At 42.6% G+C, this 23,086-nt stretch carries 18 protein-coding genes; 11 read left to right on the top strand and 7 right to left on the bottom strand.

The genetic code is table 11. From position 1 onward, the window contains the following. From BS333_RS14070 to BS333_RS14055, 4 genes are all read right to left on the bottom strand, one after another. Positions 1-660, bottom strand: a complete 660-nt coding sequence (locus tag BS333_RS14070; protein ID WP_033003233.1) for a transglutaminase-like cysteine peptidase — start codon at positions 658-660, stop codon at positions 1-3. Positions 661-960: 300 nt separating this feature from the next. Then, positions 961-2,352, bottom strand: a complete 1,392-nt coding sequence (locus tag BS333_RS14065) for an HlyD family type I secretion periplasmic adaptor subunit (RefSeq protein ID WP_021708267.1) — start codon at positions 2,350-2,352, stop codon at positions 961-963. 120 nt (positions 2,353-2,472) lie between these two features. Next, positions 2,473-3,699 (bottom strand): sigma-54-dependent transcriptional regulator, encoded by a 1,227-nt coding sequence (locus BS333_RS14060; RefSeq protein ID WP_021708266.1) that lies wholly within the window; start codon positions 3,697-3,699, stop codon positions 2,473-2,475. Beyond that, complete coding sequence (locus BS333_RS14055; RefSeq protein WP_021708265.1) at positions 3,692-5,557, bottom strand: sensor histidine kinase; 1,866 nt, start codon at positions 5,555-5,557, stop codon at positions 3,692-3,694. The genes BS333_RS14060 and BS333_RS14055 overlap by 8 nt, the downstream gene beginning before the upstream one ends. 399 nt (positions 5,558-5,956) lie before the next feature. Here BS333_RS14055 and BS333_RS14050 point away from each other — a divergent pair, with 399 nt between their 5' ends. The 10 genes from BS333_RS14050 (at position 5,957) to BS333_RS14005 (ending at position 18,081) form a co-directional block, all read left to right on the top strand. Continuing rightward, the gene (locus BS333_RS14050) at positions 5,957-6,730 is read left to right on the top strand and encodes an SDR family NAD(P)-dependent oxidoreductase (protein WP_021708264.1); all 774 of its coding nucleotides are present in this window, start codon (positions 5,957-5,959) and stop codon (positions 6,728-6,730) included. A gap of 153 nt (positions 6,731-6,883) precedes the next feature. After that, a complete protein-coding gene (locus BS333_RS14045) occupies positions 6,884-7,429 on the top strand; it encodes an OsmC family protein (RefSeq protein ID WP_021708263.1) in 546 nt (181 codons plus the stop codon). A 271-nt stretch (positions 7,430-7,700) separates the two neighbouring features. Next, complete coding sequence (locus tag BS333_RS14040; protein ID WP_033003222.1) at positions 7,701-8,888, top strand: hypothetical protein; 1,188 nt, start codon at positions 7,701-7,703, stop codon at positions 8,886-8,888. 335 nt (positions 8,889-9,223) lie between these two features. After that, on the top strand, positions 9,224-9,649 hold the full coding sequence (locus tag BS333_RS14035; RefSeq protein WP_021708261.1) for a GNAT family N-acetyltransferase: 426 nt from the start codon (positions 9,224-9,226) through the stop codon (positions 9,647-9,649). A 284-nt stretch (positions 9,650-9,933) separates the two neighbouring features. After that, complete coding sequence (pdxH, locus tag BS333_RS14030; RefSeq protein ID WP_021708260.1) at positions 9,934-10,569, top strand: pyridoxamine 5'-phosphate oxidase; 636 nt, start codon at positions 9,934-9,936, stop codon at positions 10,567-10,569. A gap of 241 nt (positions 10,570-10,810) precedes the next feature. After that, entirely contained in the window at positions 10,811-11,626 is an 816-nt protein-coding gene (locus BS333_RS14025; protein WP_021708259.1) for an AraC family transcriptional regulator, read from the top strand. Between the two features lie 353 nt (positions 11,627-11,979). Then, positions 11,980-15,114 carry a bifunctional proline dehydrogenase/L-glutamate gamma-semialdehyde dehydrogenase PutA gene (gene putA, locus BS333_RS14020; RefSeq protein WP_021708258.1) on the top strand — a complete coding sequence of 1,045 codons (3,135 nt, stop codon included), beginning with the start codon at positions 11,980-11,982 and terminating at the stop codon, positions 15,112-15,114. 11 nt (positions 15,115-15,125) lie between these two features. Further along, positions 15,126-15,833: a hypothetical protein gene (locus BS333_RS14015; protein ID WP_021708257.1), complete on the top strand. Its 708-nt coding sequence runs from the start codon at positions 15,126-15,128 to the stop codon at positions 15,831-15,833. A gap of 135 nt (positions 15,834-15,968) precedes the next feature. Beyond that, a complete protein-coding gene (putP, locus tag BS333_RS14010; RefSeq protein ID WP_021708256.1) occupies positions 15,969-17,462 on the top strand; it encodes a sodium/proline symporter PutP in 1,494 nt (497 codons plus the stop codon). A 136-nt stretch (positions 17,463-17,598) separates the two neighbouring features. Beyond that, entirely contained in the window at positions 17,599-18,081 is a 483-nt protein-coding gene (locus tag BS333_RS14005; protein WP_021708255.1) for an Lrp/AsnC family transcriptional regulator, read from the top strand. 125 nt (positions 18,082-18,206) lie between these two features. On the opposite strand, the gene BS333_RS14000 is transcribed toward BS333_RS14005, so the two are convergent. Next, positions 18,207-18,914, bottom strand: coding sequence for a DUF445 domain-containing protein (locus tag BS333_RS14000; protein ID WP_033003221.1), 708 nt, complete (start codon positions 18,912-18,914; stop codon positions 18,207-18,209). Between the two features lie 285 nt (positions 18,915-19,199). Then, entirely contained in the window at positions 19,200-21,038 is a 1,839-nt protein-coding gene (locus tag BS333_RS13995) for an ABC transporter ATP-binding protein (RefSeq protein WP_021708253.1), read from the bottom strand. 580 nt (positions 21,039-21,618) lie between these two features. On the opposite strand from BS333_RS13995, the gene BS333_RS13985 reads away from it, so the two are divergent. Continuing rightward, positions 21,619-22,617 (top strand): arginine deiminase-related protein, encoded by a 999-nt coding sequence (locus BS333_RS13985; protein WP_021710993.1) that lies wholly within the window; start codon positions 21,619-21,621, stop codon positions 22,615-22,617. A 148-nt stretch (positions 22,618-22,765) separates the two neighbouring features. Here the strand turns inward: BS333_RS13985 and BS333_RS22185 are convergent, their stop codons facing one another. Beyond that, entirely contained in the window at positions 22,766-22,942 is a 177-nt protein-coding gene (locus BS333_RS22185; RefSeq protein WP_021710994.1) for a hypothetical protein, read from the bottom strand. Between the last annotated feature and the right edge of the window lie 144 nt (positions 22,943-23,086).

Genomic DNA, 23,086 nt, shown 5'->3' with positions numbered 1-23,086 from the left:
TCACTCGTCAAAGTTAATTTTAGGTTTCTTAAGTTTCAGCTTACGCTGACGGGAGCGTAAGTCATTCCAAAGGCTCAAACGTGAAGCCTTACCCGCTAACTGCCCAGAACTGGCGGCAGATTTCATCAACCATAAGTTTTTACCATTGAAGCTGTAGATTGGTCTCAAGTCTTGGCGCTTAGACGCTGGTACTATTTCATGTTTGAGGTTATCGAGAATCAAGGGTTCAGAACTGGGCGTTGGGTAGTAGGCTAAAACCATATGGAATTGATTGAGATGGATAGCCTTGACATAGACCAAACGCATTTTGGAATCCGAAATACCGAGTTCAAGCAATGAAAAATACTTAGCGATAGTAAAATCCTCACAGTCTCCAGCGCTACTGCCTAAAAACTCCAATGGTGTGGCCCAATAATCTTTTTTTCCCCAAAGTTTGATGTCATCGACAAAGTGTAATTGGTTAAAAAAATGGTTCACCTCCGACAGCTTTTGGCGGTTGGTTTGAGATTGAAGTCGATGTTGTTTTTTGCGCCAAGCTTGAACTCGCAGCCCTGCGCGCTCTCCGTAAACGGATGAAACTGCTTTTATCCATTGCTGCTCTCTGTTGTTGAGAGCGTTGATTTGCAATGAAATACAAATAATAAAAATAAACAATGCCATCCTTTTAATTGATAAAGAGTGCATAGTCGACTTACACCACAATTGTACTATTCAAAGTGTTCCCCAGTGCAAAAATTGTCTATTTATCCAAGGTGCGTTGTGCTTTTGTATGTATCCCCAGGTTTAAAAACAGTATTTTCATTAAATTGAGAACATGATCATCAACTTAAAGGATAAGTGCTGCCTGTTGCTAATCGCTGCTCATCTAGAAGGCAACACATCAAAGCCTGTACCTTATACAAAAAACCACCCACGCTCTGAAAAAGTCAGTTCTAAGGACGACTGGCTCTGAGAATACTCCTATTCTTTCAAAGCATTGTTTTTGGTACTTAAGATGGGTTTGAGCAAGTATTCCAGCACGGTACGTTTACCTGTAATGATATCGACAGAGGCCATCATTCCGGGAATAATCGGTAAATCAGTGCCTTGACCAAAGTTGGTTTTTTGGGTGCGAATACGAACGATATAGAAGCTGTTACCTTCATCATCTTGTGTGGTGTCGGCACTGATGTGTTCAAGCTCTCCTTCGAGACCACCATATTTAGTGAAATCATAGGCAGTCAGCTTAACAATTGCTTGTAGGTCGGGACGTAAAAAAGCGATGTCTTTGGGAGCTATTTTGGCTTCGATGAGTAAAGAGTCCTCGGTTGGGACAATTTCAACAATGTCCATTCCGGGCTGGATAACACCACCGACGGTATTCACATTCAGCGTCTTAATTGTGCCCGTTACTGGAGAAAGGACCACAGTACGATTAACGCGATCTTCTAGACCAACGGTAGACTCTACCAGTGCTGATAACTGATCTTGAACGTTGTTGAGTTTTTCTTGTTGTTCGGAGCGAAATTTTAGGGCGACATCGATTCGGTTAAGCATCGACTCGCGAATGGCGGATTTGATCACCGGTGTTTTGAGCTCGCTGGACGTCAATTCACGGCGGGTATCATTGGCTTGACGTTGGAGCTTGAGCAATTCAACATGAGGCACAACCCCTTCATCTGCCAATGGTTTGGTGATGTCGAGTTCCTTTTTGGCGAGCCGATAGCTGCGACGTAAATTGTTTACGCGTGCTTGTATTTCGACGAGGTCTTGTTGTTTCTGTTTGACTTGCTGATCAATGACGGACAACTGATTTCTGAGGTTATGCAAGTTACCTTGATATTCGGCTTCTTGTCGCTGGGTTAGCTGAGGTTGACTTTCTTCTAAATCTTGAGGGAAGACGAGCTTATCATCGTGAATAATAACGCTGTTTTCCCAATGACGACTTTTGAAATTTCGGTTGACTTCAACACTGTCAATGGAGGCCGAAAGTTGGATGACTAAAGCGGTTAGGTTGGCAACTTGTTGTTCTCGTTCTCTAAAGTCTGAGCGAAAGCGTGTGTCATCAATCAGCAACAGCTGTTGGCCTTTCGAGACTTGTTGGCCTTCTTTGACCAAAATTTCTTTAATTAACCCTCCTTCGAGGTTTTGCACAATTTGAACTTGAGAAGATGGAATGACTTTACCTTGACCCACCGTCACTTTATCTATTTTGGCCCAAGCCGCCCAAATGACAGCTGCAACGAAAAACAAAGCAATGACCCAAAGCATAGTACGTGCGCTGGTGGGCGTATTGAGTATTAATGCGGCAGTTTTATCATCGACGAAATCCAATTCATCTTGATTCAATTTCGTGTACTTATCTCGGCTCATTCTATTCCTTGTCCTAAGGAGAACTCTCGATGAGGCTGATTTCGAACTGGCTTAGATGGTTTTATTGATAACCACGTTTTTTTGTACCCAAGGTTTTTATTTCAGCCAAGTCATCTTTAATCAATGACGGCCTTTGAATTGGGCTTTATCCAGCTGATGTTTTTTCAATTTGTCGTATAGAGTCTTACGTGATAGTTTTAATTCTAGTTGAACATCTTTAAGTCTGCCTCTATGCCGCTGAAGGGCGTCAAAAAGTAACCCGTATTCAAAATATTCTATACGCTGAGCCATACTTTGAATGTCAGCACTGGTTTGTTGCCAATCTTCCATATACAAAACATTAGGTTTAAGAGCTCTGAGTTCAGCAAACTGCCTTAATTGTTTGATGTTTTCTGGCCACTCTCGATCGGTAAGCTCTTGTATTTCTTCAAGGCTTATCTGCTGTGGTTGCAGTTGATAACGACTAGTCGCATGGCGGACAAAGTGGCGGTATAGTGGGCCAATATCTTCTTTACGCTGATCTAAAGTAGGCATACGGATAACGTTGGTGACTTGCTCGATCGCTTTGGAAACTCTGCTGGCAGAGCCGAGAACACGGTTAATATTTGGGTGAGCTAATAGGGATTGCCACTGCTCCAGTGTCATGTGTTCCATATTGTAAATATAGAGGCTACATGAACATCGGTCACAGGGTAAATCATCAAGAAACTGATACAGACGTTCTTGAGATTCATCTTGCCAATCTTCACTGGAAAGCGTGATGAGTTCTGCTTCTGGTGGAGCGTGAATATCATGAGTGAATTGTGCAGCGAGTCTTTTGCCTGTGCCTGCTTCACCCAAAAAAATAATCGGTTGCTGAGCAGGGGCACTGATTAATGCGCGGCGTATATCGACCATGACTTGACTGTGTCCAATCATCTTTGGTCCCACATGTGTCTGCATATCCAGCTCTTTCTTTAACCAGATATTTTCCTGCAGTAACTGCAACTTGTCATTCGCTTTGTATAAAGACTTGAGCAAATGTTCTGTCGAAAACGGCTTTTCTAGAAAATCGTAGGCGCCACACTTCATCGCTTCAACTGCGGTTTTTACATCGCCGTACCCCGTCAAGACAATAAATTGAAAATGTTTATTTTGATTTAACAAGGTCCGCATAAATTCCAACCCATCCATCACTGGCATATTTATATCCGTGATGATTAAAGCAGGCTTGTCGACATCAATGACACGTAATGCTTCGACCGCATTAGGTAAACATGTCACATCGAGTCCTTCAAGCAGTAAAGCCTGTGATACAGCATCGCGAATATGAGGTTCATCATCGATAAAAAATATCTGACTATGCATCGGAAGGGGCCTCCTGAGAGTTTTGTTTGATGAGAGGCAGACGAATAGTAAAGGTCATTCCGCCTAAGTGGACGCCAGAACAAGCACTGACTGAAGGTGCCTGATTCTTATCACCTTGATAAGCGCTTAATGTCCCTTGGTAGCTCTCCAAAATGCGTTTGGAAATGGTTAACCCTAACCCTAAGCCTTCTGGTTTAGTCGTAAAGAAAGGGTCAAAAATGCGCGATAAAGAAACTTGATCCATGCCTGGTCCATTGTCAGATATATAAATATCGCACATGTGTTCATCACATCGAATGGTTATCGCAATACGTGGTTCTAAGCTGTTACCTGTCATCGCCTGAGTGGCATTGTGAAGTATATTGATCAGCACTTGTTCCAACTCAACATTGTGGATAGCGAGCAAGATTGGAGTAGGGATGCTTGGAATATCGACAGTGATACCTTGTTTCGTCAACTGGGTATTAAGTATACGGCATGCATTACTCACAGCTTCTTGCAAAATAGACACTTCATTGTGTGGACTGCTTTCTGTTTTACGAGTGAATATTTTTAAGCGTGCGATGACCTCTGCAATTGTGCCGTTGAGATCAAGCATTTTATGGAGGTTATCTGTGACCATTGGGTAACGTTCCATCGCCATCAGGCGTAATGAATTTTCGTTATAAGTTTTGAGCGCTGCTAAAGGCTGGTTGATTTCATGATTTATGCTGGCGGAAAGCTCGCCCAGTAACGCCAATTTAGTCGCTTGCGTCAGTTCTTGTTGTGTTTGCTTAAGCGCTTGTTGGCTTTGTTTATATTGCTCAATGGTATGACGTAACTTGTTATTGGCTTGGCTGAGAAAATCAGTACGCTCTGTGACAATGCGTTCTAAATTAATATTTAAATCAGCCAGTCTGGCCTTATTGACCAGCATTTGAAACCAAGCCAGCGCAATAAGCGCAATGACCGCATACAACACTAAAAAAGTAATGTCAGTTTGAAGAACCGCTTTTAGCACCTCTTTTTGATTTATTAAGCTTATCACACGGTAATTTTTGTCGAACAACTCGGTGGTGTAAGAGATATAATCGGGTGAAATTAGAAAGTGATTGCTTACTAACTCTTTAGCGCCTGTATCCTTTGTCAGGTCACCATTGTACTTAGGTAATGCGGCACCGTATTGCTGTGTCTGGGTCAGTTCTTTTTTCGCTGCTTCTGACAAAGGGAACAAGGCACGATATCGCCAATCAGCTAAGTTGCTCATAAAGACAACATCATGGATACCCGCGATTAAAATATCCCCTTTCATTTGAGCAAGCCTTTGTTCTAATTGCTCTAAGTTAACTTTTACAGTAATAACCCCAGCCACTTTATCTTCGAGCCATAAAGGTGAAGAGAAGAAGTAACCTCGTTTTTTTGAACGTACACCAAGAGCGACATATTGAGCTTTTTGACCTTTTAATGCTTTTTGAAAATAGGGGCGGAAGGCAAAATTAGATCCAATAAAAGTGTCGTTTTGTTGATAGTTACTAGAAGCAATGACCAGTCCCGTTTGGTCATGCACATAGATGGTATCGGCAAGGCTTTGTGCGAGCCAATCAGACAGCAGTAGATTCAGGTCTTTAGTCTTTGTTTCTGTTTGTAATGCTGCCAGCAGTCTCGGATCATGGTTGAGCAAGTTCGGTATTTGCTCAAACTTCGCCAATTCATCATCGATTTCTTGGGCAACATTTGTTGCTCGTTGTTTGAGCTCTGCTTGCCAATGCTGGTATTGGTGCTGAGTGGCGAGTTGATGCGTAAAGCACAGGCCGATAATGGCGATACATGCTAAAGCCAGCAAAAAATGTTGAAGTGCTTTAGGGTTGAGTAGATTCACATTTATCTCGTTTTTATGATTTTTATCAAATATCCAGACACGTACCCAAAGGCTGTCTCGCTGAAGCGTATATTGAGGTTACTTAGGTATAAGTAGAATAGTGACATATTTTGCTAATGAGGTGGTGATTTCGTTGTGATATTCAAGAGATCTTGAGGTGCCTTTGCCATATTAAAATTTTCAGTGATAAAAGTTTAAAAATAATAAACAATGCAAATTGCTGATTTTAAAAGGTAAAGTTAATTATCTTATAATTTACCTATCGATAGGTAGAAAAAGTTGTTGACGTCATTCATCAAGGATCATAAAGTAACAACCACAGACAGGGAGTGAAAACGCAAACACTCCTTTTTTAGAAAATTAATAACTATCTACTAGAAGGTAGAGTAAGGATTCAATATGTTTAATACTTCTTCAATTGCACTTATCGTTGGCGGCTCTTCTGGTATGGGTAAAGCTACCGCTGAACGCCTTCTTAACGGCGGTGTACCAGTGATGATTCTGTCTCATGACGCACAAAACCTGGCTGAAGCGAAACAAGACCTTGAAGCAAAGACTAACGGCCAAGTTGAGACCGCTCAAGTTGACCTTTACGACCCAGCTGCAGTGCAAAGCTTTATTGAACAATTGAATGCAGAACAACGCCACATTGGTTACTTGGTTAACGCGGCTGGCTTCTTCAAGCCTGTTGATTTCCTTGAGCATTCAGAGCGTGACTATGACCTACAACTTGATATGAACCGTGCTTTCTTCTTTATCACTCAAGCAGTAGCGAAGAACATGAAACAACACGGTGGCGGTGCTATCGTCAACATCGGCTCTATGTGGGCACACCAAGCGATTAAAGCAACGCCTTCATCCGCTTACTCAATGCAAAAAGCAGGCTTACATGCTCTAACTAAAAACCTAGCGATTGAACTGGGCGAGCATGGCGTACGAGTGAATGCAGTTGCTCCTGCTGTTGTGATGTCAACGATTTACAAATCTTTCATCGCAGAAGAAGAAATTGAATCAACACTGAAAGGCTTCAATGAATTCCACCCAATTGGCCGCATTGGTTCAATAGAAGATGTTGCAGACGCGATTGAGTACTTACTGTCAGACAAAGCGTCTTGGACAACAGGTACGGTACTGAATGTTGACGGCGGTGTAATGGCAGGTCGTAACCAGTAATCACAACGTGTGTGGCTTCCTCCAAAAGGGCGGGGAAGCCGCGATAAAAGTGAAATAGATAAATAACAAAAATAAAGCGACTGATGCAGATTCAAACGAATAAGCACTCACATTAGGCATCAGCGTCATCATAAAAATTTAAAGGAAAATCTCATGGCAAACGCACCCCTAAATGGCATCAAACTTAATGACCTTGCAGCTTACACAGAAATCGTTACCAATGAACCGGCACAAGCTATTTCAGAATACGGCATTGTTGCAGAATGGAAAGGTGGCGTACACAGCGAAATTCGTACGCTCAATCAAAAAGTTGGCGGTAAAGAAATCGTGAAAGATTTTCGCTTCCAAGTCGGCGAGCCAGAAGAGCTACTGGGTAACAACGCTTACCCAACACCACAAGATTACCTACTAGGTGGTATGGCAGGTTGTATGATGGTTGGTTTTGTTGCTGGAGCAAGTGCACGTGGTATCAAACTTGACTCTGTAAACCTAACGATCAAGGGCAATCTTGACCTACGTGGTTTCCTAGACGTAAGCGAAGAAGCACCAGTAGGCTTTGATGAAATCCAGTTCCACTTTGACGTGAAAGGCGATGCGACTCAAGCTGAATTTGATGAAGTGATTGCTAGCGTACAAAAACTGTCACCAAACTACCGCACCATTGCTGATGCAGTAAAAGTAACGGCGATGAAAGCCTAATATCAATGTTTGTCGGTTGTCGTTGATAGAGAAAGAGCGATTTATATGTGACAAGAGCTTATAAGCGATAGCATCGATAAATAAATGTCATTTGATGATTAAATGATAAAACTATCCCCAAATATCTTAAAGGTATTTGGGGATAGTTATTTAATGGAAATGAGACTTTATCATCTCGTGAATTGCGGAAATTGGCGCAAAAAGGAAGCCTGCATTGAACTAATTTTAGTCCCTCAACTCCAATTGTTATTACAAATAACGTGTGCCTATTATGTCTGTATTATTGCTCTCTACTGCACTCATCACCTCTGCAGCATCAACGCTTACCTATCAATTGGAAGAGCTGGCTGAGCGTCCCGACGTTGTCACCATTAATGTCGATACTCAGCAGCTTGGAACATTTCATGCACTGCCGGCAAGAACGCATGTTAATGACACACAGCCTGACTTGTTTTGTGCTAATGAAGATGGAAGCCAATCTGCTATCGCATATCAAACACTGATTCAATGTGAGCATGTGACTTGGCAACGGCCACTTGTTGAGATAGGGCACGATGGTTTTGATATCGCTGAACAAATCGATAGTTATGAACCAAACAAAGGTTGGCGATTTATCAGTGAGTTTAATTCTCTGCCACGGTTTTCTACGCATCATGGTCAACCTGTTCCTGCACAAGTTTGTGCTCCGGATGGTGAATGTGGAAGGTTGCCTGATGCCGATCAACCACCGCTGTTTGTTGTCTGGGGCCTTAAGCCTGTCGAATTAAATATCAATGGTAAAGCGATCAAAGTCACCACAGATACCGAGCAGATTTTACACACGATGGACGATTGGAAGCCGGCACTGGAATCTCAATTAGATTATCTCACTCGTTTATTTCCTGATAGTAGTGTGAACCAGTGGGATATCGTCTTCTTTAGCCGAGATAAACAAGTTGGCAGTGTCAGTGGCGCTGCAGGTAGCGATAAAATACTTATTAACGCCCTGTTAAATAATGGAAAGCTAGAAGAGGACGATATGCCAATGCTGCTTAAAATTGCGGCTCACGAGTCCATGCACTTGCTCGATACAACTTCACCAATGTGGGCATCCGAAAGTATCGCGGAGTACTATGGTATTAAATCTTTAGGCAAGACACCTTATGATTTTGTCGACCCGCAAGCTCAATGGCATGATTTTGAGCGCAGTTTCCCATTTGCAAGCACCGGATTGTTAGAAGCCAACCACCTTGTCGCTAAGCAACAGCAGTACCAATATTACCCACTATTTTACGTTAAGGGCCCTGCATTTTGGCAAGCGATTGATCATAGCCTAATTGAGAAAGGAGAGAGCTTAGATACTCGACTGCCGACTCTGACTTACAACGATGATGGCAGCCTTTCTGAATCAGCAATCGCAGACTTAACCAGGGTTATTGGTGAGAAAAAGTGGCATGAGCTTGCGAACCTATACCTATAAACCTGGGTTAAACTCAAATTGGCTGTTGAGCGGTATATATCCGTGCTAATCAGCTAAATTGAGCGGCTATCGCTTTGACTAAGATGGAGCACTCAAGCACGAAGTCTTTGGCTAGCGGCTCAGTAGCAAACTGACCTCGCATATAAAAAAGCACCTTGAACTTTAAGATACATTTTCATGTTAATCAAAGTGAACTAGGTTAAAAACTAGTTCAGGTCATCTCGCTGAACGCAGCACCTTAAGGTTATTTGGGTATATCATTCACAACCTAGTGGTTAACGCTGTATGCTCAGTGCTATAGCTACAAATATAACTGCCAAAAATACGGATGAACAATGAGAATAGAAATTACCACTTCTCCAAGTAAGGATGATCTTGAAACGATAAGCAAAGGTATTCAATCTTTTAATCAGGGATATATACCTGATGATGTGGTATTTGAGCCAGACACAAAATTCGCAGCCTTTGCTAAAGACAATAATGGAAATGTAGTCGGTGGTATCCGTGCTTGTGCTTTCTGGAACTATTGTATCCTAGAATTATTATGGTTATCTGATGATACTCGAGGTCAGGGAGTGGGTAATCAATTAATGGATGCTGCCGAAACCTTTGCTAAAGAGCAAGGCTTCAATTATATGCGGACTGAAACACTCAGCTTTCAAGCAAAACCTTTTTATGAGAAGCGGGGTTATAAGGTTTTTGGTGAGTTACCCGACTACCCTAAAGGACATACAACATATTGCCTTGTAAAAGAGTTATAGCAAGTGTCTTAAAATGAGTCTAACGTCCCCTTATCTTGCTTATAGAATACGCAATTATTTGCGTTTCAATATAACTGGAGATGACTTACGCTATTACGAGATTATTTAATATTAACTAATGATAAAGAGGTTTTTAATGTTTGGGGAGCGAGTTGAGACGTAGGGGGCAGGTACAGCAGAACCAAAGCTGTACTTGGGTATATCAATAATCCAGTTTATCTCACCGTACTTGTAATTCGTCACTATCCGGAGCACAATCTTTAAAAAACGAGTGAGGAGTAAAGATGGAACTTACTGATATGCGTCGTGAATACACCAAAGGGGGATTGCGTCGTAAAGATCTCAAAGCGGATCCCATTGAGCAATTTAACCTTTGGTTAGCACAAGCTGTGGAGTCCGGCATTGCCGATCCAACAGCCATGACGGTTGCGACGGTCGATAAAACGGGCATGCCATTCCAGCGAATTGTTCTATTAAAAAATGTTGATGAAGCTGGATTTGTCTTTTTTACTAACCTTGGTAGTCGTAAAGCACAACAGCTGGAAAATAACCATAATATTAGTCTGCACTTTCCATGGCATCCTCTTGAACGCCAAGTCCATATTACAGGTACTGTGGAAAAACTAAGTGCGGTAGAAAATATGAAATACTTTACCTCTCGACCAAAAGAAAGCCAACTTGCAGCCATTGCAAGTAAACAAAGCAGTCGTATTTCTGCTCGTGGAGTTCTGGAAGGAAAGTTTCTTGAATTAAAACAGAAGTTTGCTAGTGGTGAGATTCCTGTTCCAAGTTTTTGGGGAGGCTTTCGAGTAAAACCACAAAGTATCGAGTTTTGGCAAGGTGGCGAGCACCGCCTCCATGACAGATTTCTATTCTCTCATCAACATGATCATTGGGACATTGATAGACTGGCTCCATAATCGGGCTCTGCATTGTTGTTCTCATTGGCGAGCGTTTATACAAAGCGGCTTTTTATTAGCTAAATTGGCCAGACAATAACCGTAGTTTAATATTACATGATCATCGTTCCGGACAGATGATCATGTAAAAGTCTTAATGATCTTTAGGGTTTCTTTTGGCGTTGCTATTGAGAAAATTTGCAACCCTGTCGATAAAGTATATGATGCTGGCGAGTATCGTGAACAAAAACTAATGTCCAGAATGAGTAACTTCGATAATTCAATAACTTCCTTCCTTGAAGTAACTAATGAACTGCCTAAACCTGCAGAATTAATTACGTTACCATCGTATATGGATTGTCACGAGCATGCTTACACTCAGATTGTGATTGGTCTTAAAGGACAAGTGGAATTTGAAGTGAGAGGTCAGGGTAATATTGTCGGTCCTGGCCAAGGTTGCGTAGTAACGGCACACTCTGATCATGCTTTCGGTGGGACTCTGAATCAGTCTGATATTTTAGTTTTAAATATGCCTAAACCTGTCGGTGACTCTCCCGTATTTCTTAACCATATTAATGATTTAGAGAAGAAACACTTATACTTTCAATTGGATGGTCAAATTCAAAAGTTGATCCAAATGTTGGTACAAGAGATGCGCTGTTCCCCTGATGATCATTTATTGAGTCGAGCATGCCATGATACAGTGATCGCACTGATGCAGCGCCATATTTCCTCGTTCGAGGCCTCACGTAAAGAATCTCGTTTTGACCTAGATGCAATCGATCGCTACATTGATCTTCACCTGAGCCATAAAATTACCGTGGCTCAGCTAGCGGGCAGTGTTTTCTTAGGTGAAAGTCAGTTCCACAGCCTATTTAAAGCACAAATTGGCATCACACCTCATCAATATGTGCTGGGTCGACGGATTGATATGGCGCGTAACTTGATAGAGCGCGGCCAGTTAACCTTAGGACAAATTGCAGAATTCACTGGCTTTTCAAGTCAGAGTACTTTCACCCACACATTTAGCCGTCTTCAAGGTCTTTCTCCCTCGCAGTACAAAAAACAATTTGTCTAAGCTATAAATTTTCTTCAATTTGTTCACCTTTTTTCGTCTATTTTTCTCTTAACTCCCATTTCTTAAAATACGTGAAGATCGTTAATATTCATTGAAGTGCTTATCAATTTGTATCTATTTTAATCAAAGTGGTAAGGTATTGATTATTAATGTTGTAATTTAAAGTTAAATTTTACAGTTTGCAATACAATATATTGCTAATTTGCGTGTGACTATGTAGGTGTTTTGTTATAAAAGCGAGTTTTAAGCAAAAAGCTCGGAGTTTTTGACAAGTATTCTTATTGCCCTCAAAATACACTGCCTGCTATTGATAATCTTCGAAGTGGTTTCGAAGAAGAGATTGAGGAAAGCGCATGTTTGCAGCAAAGAACGTGTTGACACCGGAATTTATCGGGCAACCGCTTGATAAGTTGTGGTCACTGATCTCGCCATTATATATGGTGGACGAGTCGGAATGGTTAGAACAATTATTGCCATTAGCGATGCCAACAGAAGAAGAAAAAACGGCCGTCACGATTCAGACAACCCAACTTATTGAAGCCATTCGAGCCGACAAAAAATCAATTCAGATGATTGATGCGCTTCTACTTGAATATAGTTTAGATACCCAAGAAGGTATTTTACTTATGTGTCTTGCAGAAGCACTAATGCGTATTCCTGACTCTGCAACAGCAGACGCTTTGATTAAAGATAAACTCAGTGTGGCGGATTGGAAGTCGCACTTAAAGAGTTCAGATTCTGTATTTGTTAATGCGTCCACTTGGGGGCTGATGTTAACTGGAAAAGTGATTGGTCTGGGTGAACAAGAGTCAAATAGCCCGTCACAGGCCGTGAATCGCCTAGTGAATAAATTCTCCGAGCCTGTGATTCGTAAGGCGATGTATCAAGCAATGAAAATCATGGGACACCAATTTGTTCGTGGCCGTACCATCGAAGAGGCACAAAAAAATGGCCAATCGATGCGCGACAAAGGGTTTACTTATTCCTTTGATATGCTCGGAGAAGCAGCATTGACCTCTGCTGATGCTCAGAAGTACTTTAAAGACTACTTAATGGCGATTGAAGCGGTCGGTCGAGAAAATGCGACTCGACGTGATAACAGCCCTGCACCATCGGTATCGATCAAACTTTCTGCTCTTCATCCACGTTATGAAGTTGCCAATGAAGAACGAGTGCTAACAGAGCTTTGTGACACATTGACACAGCTATTACAGCGTGCCATTGAAGTGGATGTTGCGATCACGATTGATGCAGAAGAAGCCGATCGACTTGAACTGTCATTGAAATTGTTTGAAAAACTTTATCGCAGTGAACAAGTGAAAGGTTGGGGTAAATTCGGCCTTGTTGTTCAAGCTTATTCAAAACGAGCATTACCAGTTTTGGTCTGGTTAAATGGCTTGGCGAAAGAGCAAGGGGATCTTATCCCGCTGCGCTTAGTAAAAGGCGCTTATTGGGACAGCGAAATCAAGTGGTCTCAGCAAGCGGGTTATGACAACTACCCGGTTTATACCCGTAAAGAAGCGACCGATGTGGCTTATTTGGCGTGTGCCCGTTTCCTATTGAGTGAAGGTGTTCGTGGCAATATTTTCCCTCAGTTTGCGAGCCACAATGCGCACACAGTGACTGCCATTGCAGTTATGGCACAGCACAAAGATTATGAGTTTCAACGTCTACATGGCATGGGTGATTCGTTATATAACCATGTAATGAAGACCTATGGTCAACCCGTGCGTATTTACGCTCCAGTGGGCAGCCATGCCGATCTACTCCCTTATCTAGTTCGTCGCTTATTAGAGAATGGCGCAAATAGCTCATTTGTGCACCGCTTGGTTGATGCTCGCTGTCCTGTCTCAGAATTGACGCAGCATCCTGTGGACGTACTGACTAGCTTTGAAACGTTGAACAATGCAAAAATCCCTATGCCGACGGGGATTTTCCCAGAGCGTAAAAACTCCTATGGGGTCAATATTGATATTCACAGTGAGGCTAAGCCGTTTGAAGCTCAAGTTGAACACTTTTTAAATAACAAGTGGATAGCTGGTCCAATCATCAATGGTGTCAATAAAGCTGAAAGCATGATCAAGGAAGGAAACGTAGAAACAATCACTGCGCCTTATGATCGCCGAATCGAAGTGGGACAAGTTGCTTTCGCGACTCTTGATCATGTTTCCGAAGCCATTGACGTTGCTCATGTCGCTTTCCCTGCTTGGAAAGAGGCACCGATTGAGAACAAAGCGGCTTGTTTAGAAAAACTTGCCGATCTTATGGAAGATAACCTTGTTGAACTGGTTGCTATTTGTCATCAAGAAGCAGGTAAGACTATCCATGACAGTATCGATGAAGTGCGCGAAGCGGTGGATTTTTGTCGTTACTATGCAAAGCAGGCTAGCAATCTACAATCTGTTGAACTTGAAGGTTTTGATGGTGTTAAACGTCTGTCAAGCCGAGAGGGGTTGGGCGTTTTCGTTTGTATTAGTCCATGGAACTTCCCTTTGGCAATCTTCCTTGGTCAAATTTCCGCGGCACTTATTGCGGGGAATACGGTGGTCGCCAAACCAGCAGAACAAACCAGTTTGATTGCGGCTCGTGCGATTGAATTGATGTTTGCCGCAGGCTTCCCTACAGGTGTGATTCAACTCTTGCCTGGACGAGGTGGTGAAATTGGTCATGCATTAACATCGCATGATGCCATCGCGGGCGTTGCTTTTACAGGTTCAACCGCAACTGCGCAGCGGATCAATGTGACGTTAGCGGAGCGTGACGCCAAACCTGTGCCATTCATCGCAGAGACCGGTGGTCAGAATGCCATGATCGTCGACAGTACCGCTCTGCCAGAGCAAGTTGTGCGTGATGTCATTCGCTCTGCTTTTGCATCTGCTGGGCAACGTTGTTCTGCACTTCGAGTGTTGTTTGTGCAAGAAGATGTGGCGGATCGCATTATCCATCTCATCAAAGGTGCGATGAGTGAGCTGCAAGTCGGTATCCCTTACCTACATAAAACCGATGTGGGCCCTGTTATTGATGCGAATGCTAAAAATAAATTATTGGCCCACATTGAACAGATGAGCAAAACCCAAACAAAAGTGGCTCAATTATCTCTAGCGCCAGAATGTGAGCACGGTGATTTTGTGGCGCCGAGTGCGTTTGAGATCTCAAGCATTGATGTCTTGAAAGAAGAGCAATTCGGTCCGATTCTGCATATTGTTCGTTTTAAAGCGAACGAGTTACCGAACGTAGTCGAGCAGATCAATACTACTGGCTTTGGCCTGACAATGGGGATCCATAGCCGTAATGAAACCACTTACCGCTGGATTGAGAAGCATGTGCGTGTGGGTAACTGCTACATTAACCGAGATCAAGTTGGTGCCGTTGTTGGTGTTCAGCCGTTTGGTGGGCAAGGCTTATCCGGTACTGGACCAAAGGCGGGTGGTCCGCATTATCTATACCGATTTACTCAGCATTCACTTACTCAAGCAGACAACGCATAAGGAGTCGTAATATGGTTCATCAGATCGCTTATTTTAAAGACGCACTTTCTGCTTGGGAACAGTGGAATTTAACCAGCTTTGATTATAAATACGACCATTTAAAAGCATTAAGAGCAGCTTTGGAAGCGCAAAATGATAGCGTTGCAAAAGTGGTTTCTTATCACTTACAACATGCTTCTTCATTGCTGGCAGAAACACATCAACTGATTGGTCCTACAGGCGAAACAAACGAGTTATACGCGGCAGGACGTGGGGTTGCACTGATTATTTGTGAAAGCAACCTTGTTAATCAAGCGAATACGTTATCCAGTGCCTTTGCCATGATTACCTGTGCCCTTGTTGCAGGAAATAGTGTGGTTGTTTGTAGTGACAACGCTGAACTTAATAAAATGATTAAGCAGGCGTTATCTTCTGTGAATTTGCCTTCTAACTTGGTTCAAGTTGTCGCCTATGATGCGTCAGCGTCATTGTTAGACAGTGACGTACGCAGTGTCGGATATATTGGACACTCAAATATTGAGCATGCGCTGAATTTACAATTAGCTAAGCGCAACGGCGCGATCGTTGGCTTAGTGTCTGAAACGGATTTAGAGTCATCAACATTGGCTCATGATCCTCATCTATCGCTGCGCTTTATTACTGAGCGTACGCGAACGATTAATATTACCGCAGTGGGTGGTAATGCAACCCTACTTGAGATGGGGAGCGACGCTCACTAACCCTAACTTTTATACCAACTTCGTAGAGCAGGCCGAAGAGTCTGCCGAAGTTGGTATGGCTACTTTGATGTATTGCTGAGAGGGCAAAATATCAAAGCAGGTAAGGAAGGACATAATTATAACGAGGACTATCAAATGATAGAAAACAGCTTTGCTATCACATCCACTTTTGTGGCTTACCTACTGATTATGGTAGGGATTGGTATTTACGCATATAAGAAAACCGTTAATTCATCGGACTACTTTTTGGGTGGTCGTAGCCTTGGTCCATGGCCTGCAGCTCTTTCTGCTGGTGCCTCAGATATGAGTGGTTGGTTATTACTTGGTCTGCCAGGTTATGCTTATGCTGCCGGTATTGAAGCATTCTGGTTAGCGGCTGGTTTGTTACTGGGTACATGGGCTAACTGGTTGATCAATGCTAAGCGTTTGCGTACTTACAGTATTCAAACCGATGCCTTAACATTGCCTGAGTTTCTTTCTCGTCGTTTTAACGATAAATCCAAACTCATTCAGGCGCTGTCTGCGATCTTTATTCTCTTATTCTTCCTCTTTTACACCAGCTCAGGTCTGGTTGCAGGCGGAAAACTTTTTGAAACCGTATTTGGTCTAGATTACAAAATTGCTGTGATCATCGGTACTGTTTGTGTCGTTTCCTATACTTTGTTTGGTGGTTTCTTAGCTGTTTCTTGGACGGATTTGGTTCAGGGGTTGTTGATGGCTGCAGCGCTCCTTATCGTGCCAATTGCGGTAATGGAAGGTGGTGTCGGTCAATTAACGACTGACTTGCATAATATCAATCCAGAACTCATGACCTTATGGAATGATGTTAAAGGTGAGCCTTTATCTGCGGTCGCGATTATTTCGTTACTTGCTTGGGGCCTTGGTTATTTCGGCCAGCCGCATATTCTCGCGCGTTTTAAAGCTTCTCGCTCAAACAAAGATCTGACGACAGCGCGCCGTATTGCCGTTGTATGGACATCAATTTCGATGATTGGAGCATTGCTTGTTGGTCTTGTTGGCCTAGTATGGATGACGTCTCACAATGGGCCGAAAATCGATGATGGTGAAAAGATCTTCATGTTGCTGGTTAACTCAGTGTTCCACCCTGTGATTGCCGGTGTCTTGTTGGCTGCGATTCTTGCAGCTGTCATGAGTACTGCTGATTCTCAGTTACTGGTTTCTTCTTCGGCTCTGGCAGAAGATATTTATAAGCAAGTCTTTAAACCAAACGCGAGCTCAGAAGAGGTTGTGATGGTGGGACGCATCGGGGTGATTGTGATTTCTTTGATTGCACTGGCACTTGCGATGACACCAGACAGCTCAGTATTAGATCTTGTTTCCTACGCTTGGGCTGGTTTCGGAGCGGCATTTGGTCCTGCTGTGGTAATGAGCCTATATTGGGGTGGAATGAACCGCAATGGTGCTTTAGCCGGCATTTTGGTGGGTGGAGTAACCGTTGTGGTCTGGAAACAGCTAACAGGTGGTTGGTTTGACGTCTATGAAATCGTCCCTGGAATCATCTTGTCTGCAATGACAATCTTCGCAGTCAGCAAACTAACGGGCGGTGCCTCTCGTGCAGTCAGTGAGCAGCACAAACAGTACCAGCAAAAGTTGGTTGAGCTTGACTAACCGCTAGACAATCAGCTAAAACCCGCGATGTGCAATGGCTGTCGCGGGTTTTTTTATGTCAACACTCATTTGCGTGATTTTAGGTGCTCAATTTAGCGGTTGGCTATTGTAAGGTTTTATTAATTTTGGAGGGCCAATGCGTCATCAGTTGGACAGAATAGACCTACAGATACTCGATGTCTTATACAATAAAGGCAGAATACCTGTTGTGGAGTTAGCGAAGCAGGTAAACCTCACCACATCGCCATGCTCTGAACGAGTAAAGCGTCTCGAAAAAGAGGGCTACATCAGTGGTTATCATGCCGAACTGAATGGAGAAAAACTTGGGCTAGATATGCAAGTCTTCATCCATATTCGCCTTGATCAAAGCAGCTTTTCTATTTTTGAAAAGTTCGCCAAAGCAGTCGCGTTAATGCCAGAAATTGAAGAATGTTACTCGTTGTCTGGAGATTTTGACACGATGATAAAAGTGCGTGTGGCAAACATAAAAGCGTATCAGAATTTCATGTCAAATAAGCTGGGGACTCTACCCGGCGTGATTCAAACACGCAGTGAAGTTGTGATTCAAGAGCACAAAACAGGCTTTGGTGTGAATCCAGAGTTATTACGTGTCCCTTAGAGGCCGTATACTCTGGTTAACGATGGGGCACTTGGGTATAGAGAAAAAATTCAATAAAAATAGAGCGACACAAGATGCCGCTCTATTGCTGTTTCTGATGTTTGAGGATAATGTTTGAGCAATAATTACATATTGAAAAACGTAGTCAATAATCCAATCACCCCACCAAAGATACCTCCCCAAACAACCAGCCAGCCTAAATGCTCTTTGATCATCTTTTGTACCATTTCTTTGACGAGGCTAGGAGTCAGGTCGCTCAGGCGCTGATCGATAATACTTTCAACATTTTGCTTGATTTCACTCATCATGCTTGGTGATTCAATTTGTTCTTTGAGTGCTTCTTTGATGCTGTCGCTTTTACTTAACTCGACAATCGAAACTTTCATTTTGTCGATAAAAGGCTGGCGCATTGGCTGTAGGGCTTCAGCACCACCTAGCATGGCGAGCATACCGCCAAACTGAGAGCCCTCAATGACTTCGACAAGTGAATCAAAAGCCGGGTTTAAATCCACTTTCTCGATAACAGGGGCGAGATTAATATTAACGCTACCAGACATCTCTTGGTTGAGGAAACGATCAATATTTGCTTCAGTAAAAAACTGTTCCATCATGAGCGTCTTGATTGCTAGCTTAAATTCTTCAAAGCGTGATGGGATCACACCAGAACCATACAATCCGGGCACTTTTTCGAACAGCATATGGATTGCTAGCCAGTTGGTGATTGCGCCTGAAAATGCGAATAGTCCGGCATACCACAGTGAGTGATTTTGAAAATAATACCCCATGCCCATTAATGTGCAGGCAATGAGATTGGTCAGCAAACTTTTATTCATAATGTTTGATTGTATAACAGTTGAAAGGAGTGATTCAGAAAACAGAATTTTATACCTATAACCAAGTGACCTCAAGCTGCTGATTAAGAGCGATATCACTGAGTCGAATTCAAGGAAGACAATGCAGCGGAATAGTGGGTTCTTTGTTATTTGTGTGAGAGGAACGGTTGTCTGAAGCAACAAGTCGGTTTATATCCTTGTGTTTGACCATTTTTACTTGATAGGGGAAAGTGTCTTTCCCCTAGTTCAAGGATGAAGCATTGATGCATGAGATGATGTGAAACCTTAAGTATCCGCGTCTTCACCAATAAAGCCACCTGTCTGGTGAGCCCACAACTGTGCATAAATGCCTTTTTGTGCCACTAGCTCTTGATGAGTGCCTTGTTCGACAACGTTGCCTTTATCGAGCACAATGAGGCGATCCATTTGTGCAATCGTTGATAATCGGTGAGCAATCGCAATCACCGTTTTACCTTGCATTAGCTCATTTAAGCTTTCTTGGATGGCGGACTCGACTTCTGAATCAAGGGCCGAAGTCGCTTCATCCAAAATAAGTAATGGAGCGTCCTTGAGTAATACTCTAGAAATTGCAATCCGCTGACGCTGTCCTCCTGAAAGCTTCACGCCACGTTCGCCAACCTGAGCATCATAACCGACGTTACCGAAAGGATCGCTCAAACTTTCGATAAATTCATCGGCATGAGCCTGTTTGGTGGCTTTTCGTAGTTCGGATTCCGTCGCATCAGGTCTGCCATATAAGATGTTGTCGCGAATTGAGCGATGCAATAACGACGTATCTTGTGTCACCATGCCTATTTGGGCGCGAAGTGAATCTTGCGTGACTTGTGCGATGTCTTGTCCATCAATTTTAATCCTTCCTTGTTCGACATCGTGGAAGCGTAATAGCAAATTAACCAAGGTCGATTTACCGGCACCTGAACGCCCAACTAGCCCTACTTTTTCACCCGGTTTGATATTGAGGTTAAGATTATGAATCACCCCTTTCTTTTCTCCGTAGTGAAAGCTGACGTTATCAAACTCAATCCCACCAGATTTGACTTCAAGTGCTTTGGCATCGGGTTTATCTTGAATGTCAATCGGCTTAGATAACGTTTTCATGCCATCTACAACCGTACCTAAGTTTTCAAACAAGGCACCGACTTCCCACATGATCCACATCGACATACCATTTATGCGCAAGGCCAAGCTAACGGCAATCGCAATCGCCCCGACGGTAATGGCGCTATCTAACCATAAATAAATGGATAGGGCGGTAACAGAAAATACCAATAAATAATTAGAAATTTCCACAGCAACATCGAAGCCAGTGACTAAACGCATTTGTCGATAAACCGTATTTAAAAACCCTTCCATTCCTTGTTTGGCGTAGCGGGTTTCACGTTGACTGTGGGAAAACAGTTTAACGGTTTGAATATTGGTGTAGCTATCAACCAGGCGACCTGTCATCGTGGAGCGGGCATCGGCTTGTTCTGAGGCGATATCTTTTAGTTTTGGTACGAAATGGATTTGAATCGCAATGTAAACCAACAGCCATACCAGCATAGGGATCATTAAGCGCCAGTCTGCAGCCGCGAGCATCACAATGATGCTTGTGAAATAAACCGAAACATAGACAAACACATCCATGGTTTTCATCACGGTTTCTCGGACGGCGAGAGAAGTTTGCATGACCTTTGTTGCTACGCGTCCTGCGAAATCATCTTGATAGAAATTCAGGCTTTGATTGAGTAGATAGCGGTGTGCTAACCAGCGAACGGACATCGGGTAATTGCCCAGTAATGTTTGATGAATCAGTAAGGAATACACCACCACCAGAATTGGCATCACAACCAGTAAAAGTAGTGCAAAAAAAATCAGCTCGGATTTATTCTCTTGCAAAAAGGTCTCGGGATTACTGGTCGAGAGCCAATCAACAAGTTGACCCATAGCACCGAACAGAGACACTTCAACAATGGCGACAATGGTTGACATCACTGACATGAAAATCAATGGTTTTTCGAAGCCTCTTGTGTAGTGACGTAAAAAGGCAAAAATTCCCGATGGCGGCTGCTCGGTCGCGTGATCTGGGAAAGGTTTGGTAAAACCTTCGAATCGCTTAAACATAACGTATCCTAAAAGTAGAGCTTAACGGGAGCATATTGAGATTACTTGGGTATATACCCAAGTAACCTCAAGATACTGTGTTCAGCGAGATGACCTTATCTCTCAGGCGCGGCAACGATTCGAAGATATAGTCGTTCTACATTGAGAATCGTTAACAAAGTCTGAGAGTTAAGGTCGCTCGCCCTTTGGGAGCGTGTCACTGAGCCGACTTCTTGCATCAGACAACTTGGAAAGAGCCTGCTATTCCGCTTCGTTGTCTTCCTTGAATTCGACTCAGTGACCTCGCTCTGAATCAAGCATCTTGAAGTCACTTGGGTATATATCAAAATAGTCTAACTAAATGTTATTAAGATGTAATCTATTTTTTGTTGTCACTTGGTGTGTTTAAAGCGGACTATCATATTGAGTTTTGGGCTTTTCTATAATGTAAATCATTTAAACTTCGAAAAAATTTATCGTTTATAAGGGCTTTTACGCGAAATGTTCCTGAATTAAGATTAAATTTATATAAAAAAAAGCAAAATAGAAATTAACAAAAACATTACAATTTGGGTCGTTGCTTTAATAAGGGAAATAAAATATGCTGAAACATGGAGCTGCTCTTAATCTACAGCCTGGTCATTCAAAAGATGTTGAACGATCATCGGTTCAAACGACGAACTGTGTGGTAATGGTGCCCCCCAAAGAATTTGGCTTTAACCCTGAAACTGCCCAAGATAATGAATTTCAAAATCCAACAGGGTTATCTAAGGAAGATATTTTGCTTCGAGTGATGAACGAGTTTGCCATTATGGTGGAAGAGCTTCGCTCAGCAGGAGTAGAAGTGATTGAATTCGATTATCCATTATCAACGCTACCTACGCCGGATGCAGTGTTTCCCAATAATTGGTTCAATACCACACCTGAGGGCGTTTTATTTACTTTTCCGATGGCTTGCGAAAATCGTCGCAAAGAAGTTCGGCCAGAAGCTTTAATCACCGCTTTTGGCAACGCGGGTTATGCGGTAACTCAGCAAGACTCTTTGCTCTCATATCTATCAGATGATGCTTACTTAGAGAGCACGGGGGCGATGGTTTGTGATCATATCAATAAAACCATTTATGCCGCCTTGTCGCAGCGTTGTGATCGTCGAGTGTTAGTGGACTTTGCTCGACGTATAAACTATGAAAGCGTCTTGTCATTTCAAACTTGTTTACCTTCTGGATCTCCTGTGTATCACACGAATGTCATGATGGCATTGGGAGAGGGGTTTTGCGTCATTTGTGATCAAGTTATTCCTGAATACGAACGGGGTTATATCATTGACTCAATCAAAAAAGACAGGGACATTATCTCAATATCGATTGAACAGATGAACCAATTTTGTGGCAATGTCTTACAACTGACGACAAATACAGATGATAAAGTGATTGCCATGTCCCAATCTGCTTATCGTGCATTTACACCTGCCCAACGTGAACAATTGTCTCAATATGGAAAGCTGTTACCTTTTGATGTATCGACAATAGAATCCATCGGTGGTGGCTCTGTTCGTTGTATGTTGGCAGAGGTGTTTTTACCTCGCATGACCTTCAAATAACAGTACAATGCGATATTCTGTGATAAAGATAGACGGCTATACCCAAGCATCTTGTGTTACTTGGGTATATTCATCAATAGAGATTTATGACCTCTGTGAGAAGGTTATTTAGCTCAATATACTTCGGTATTAAACCCATACTTCAGTATTAAACCAATGTGACCGTTTCAATTTCATATTGATTTGTGTAGGCATTATATTGGTATTCTATATTTTTATCTTCGTAGCCATCATAAATACATTCACCAATATTGTTTCTTGGGCAGATGAAGTAATTACTGCGATCAATCATTTCTGTTTGACATATTGGGCAATACTTTTCCATAACAACCTCCTACTACTTAGTGACTAAAAACCGTTATTGATCTCCAAGTTTCTTGAAAATACTTGGGGACAGGTAACTAATTAGCTTAACGCTACTTGGGTATAAGCTAATTTTAGCTCTATTTTTATTGCACTAATGTGAATC

Source organism: Vibrio azureus, from assembly GCF_002849855.1.
In the GTDB taxonomy this organism is placed as follows: Bacteria; Pseudomonadota; Gammaproteobacteria; order Enterobacterales; family Vibrionaceae; genus Vibrio; species Vibrio azureus.
This window is presented reverse-complemented; position numbering and strand designations above follow the sequence as displayed.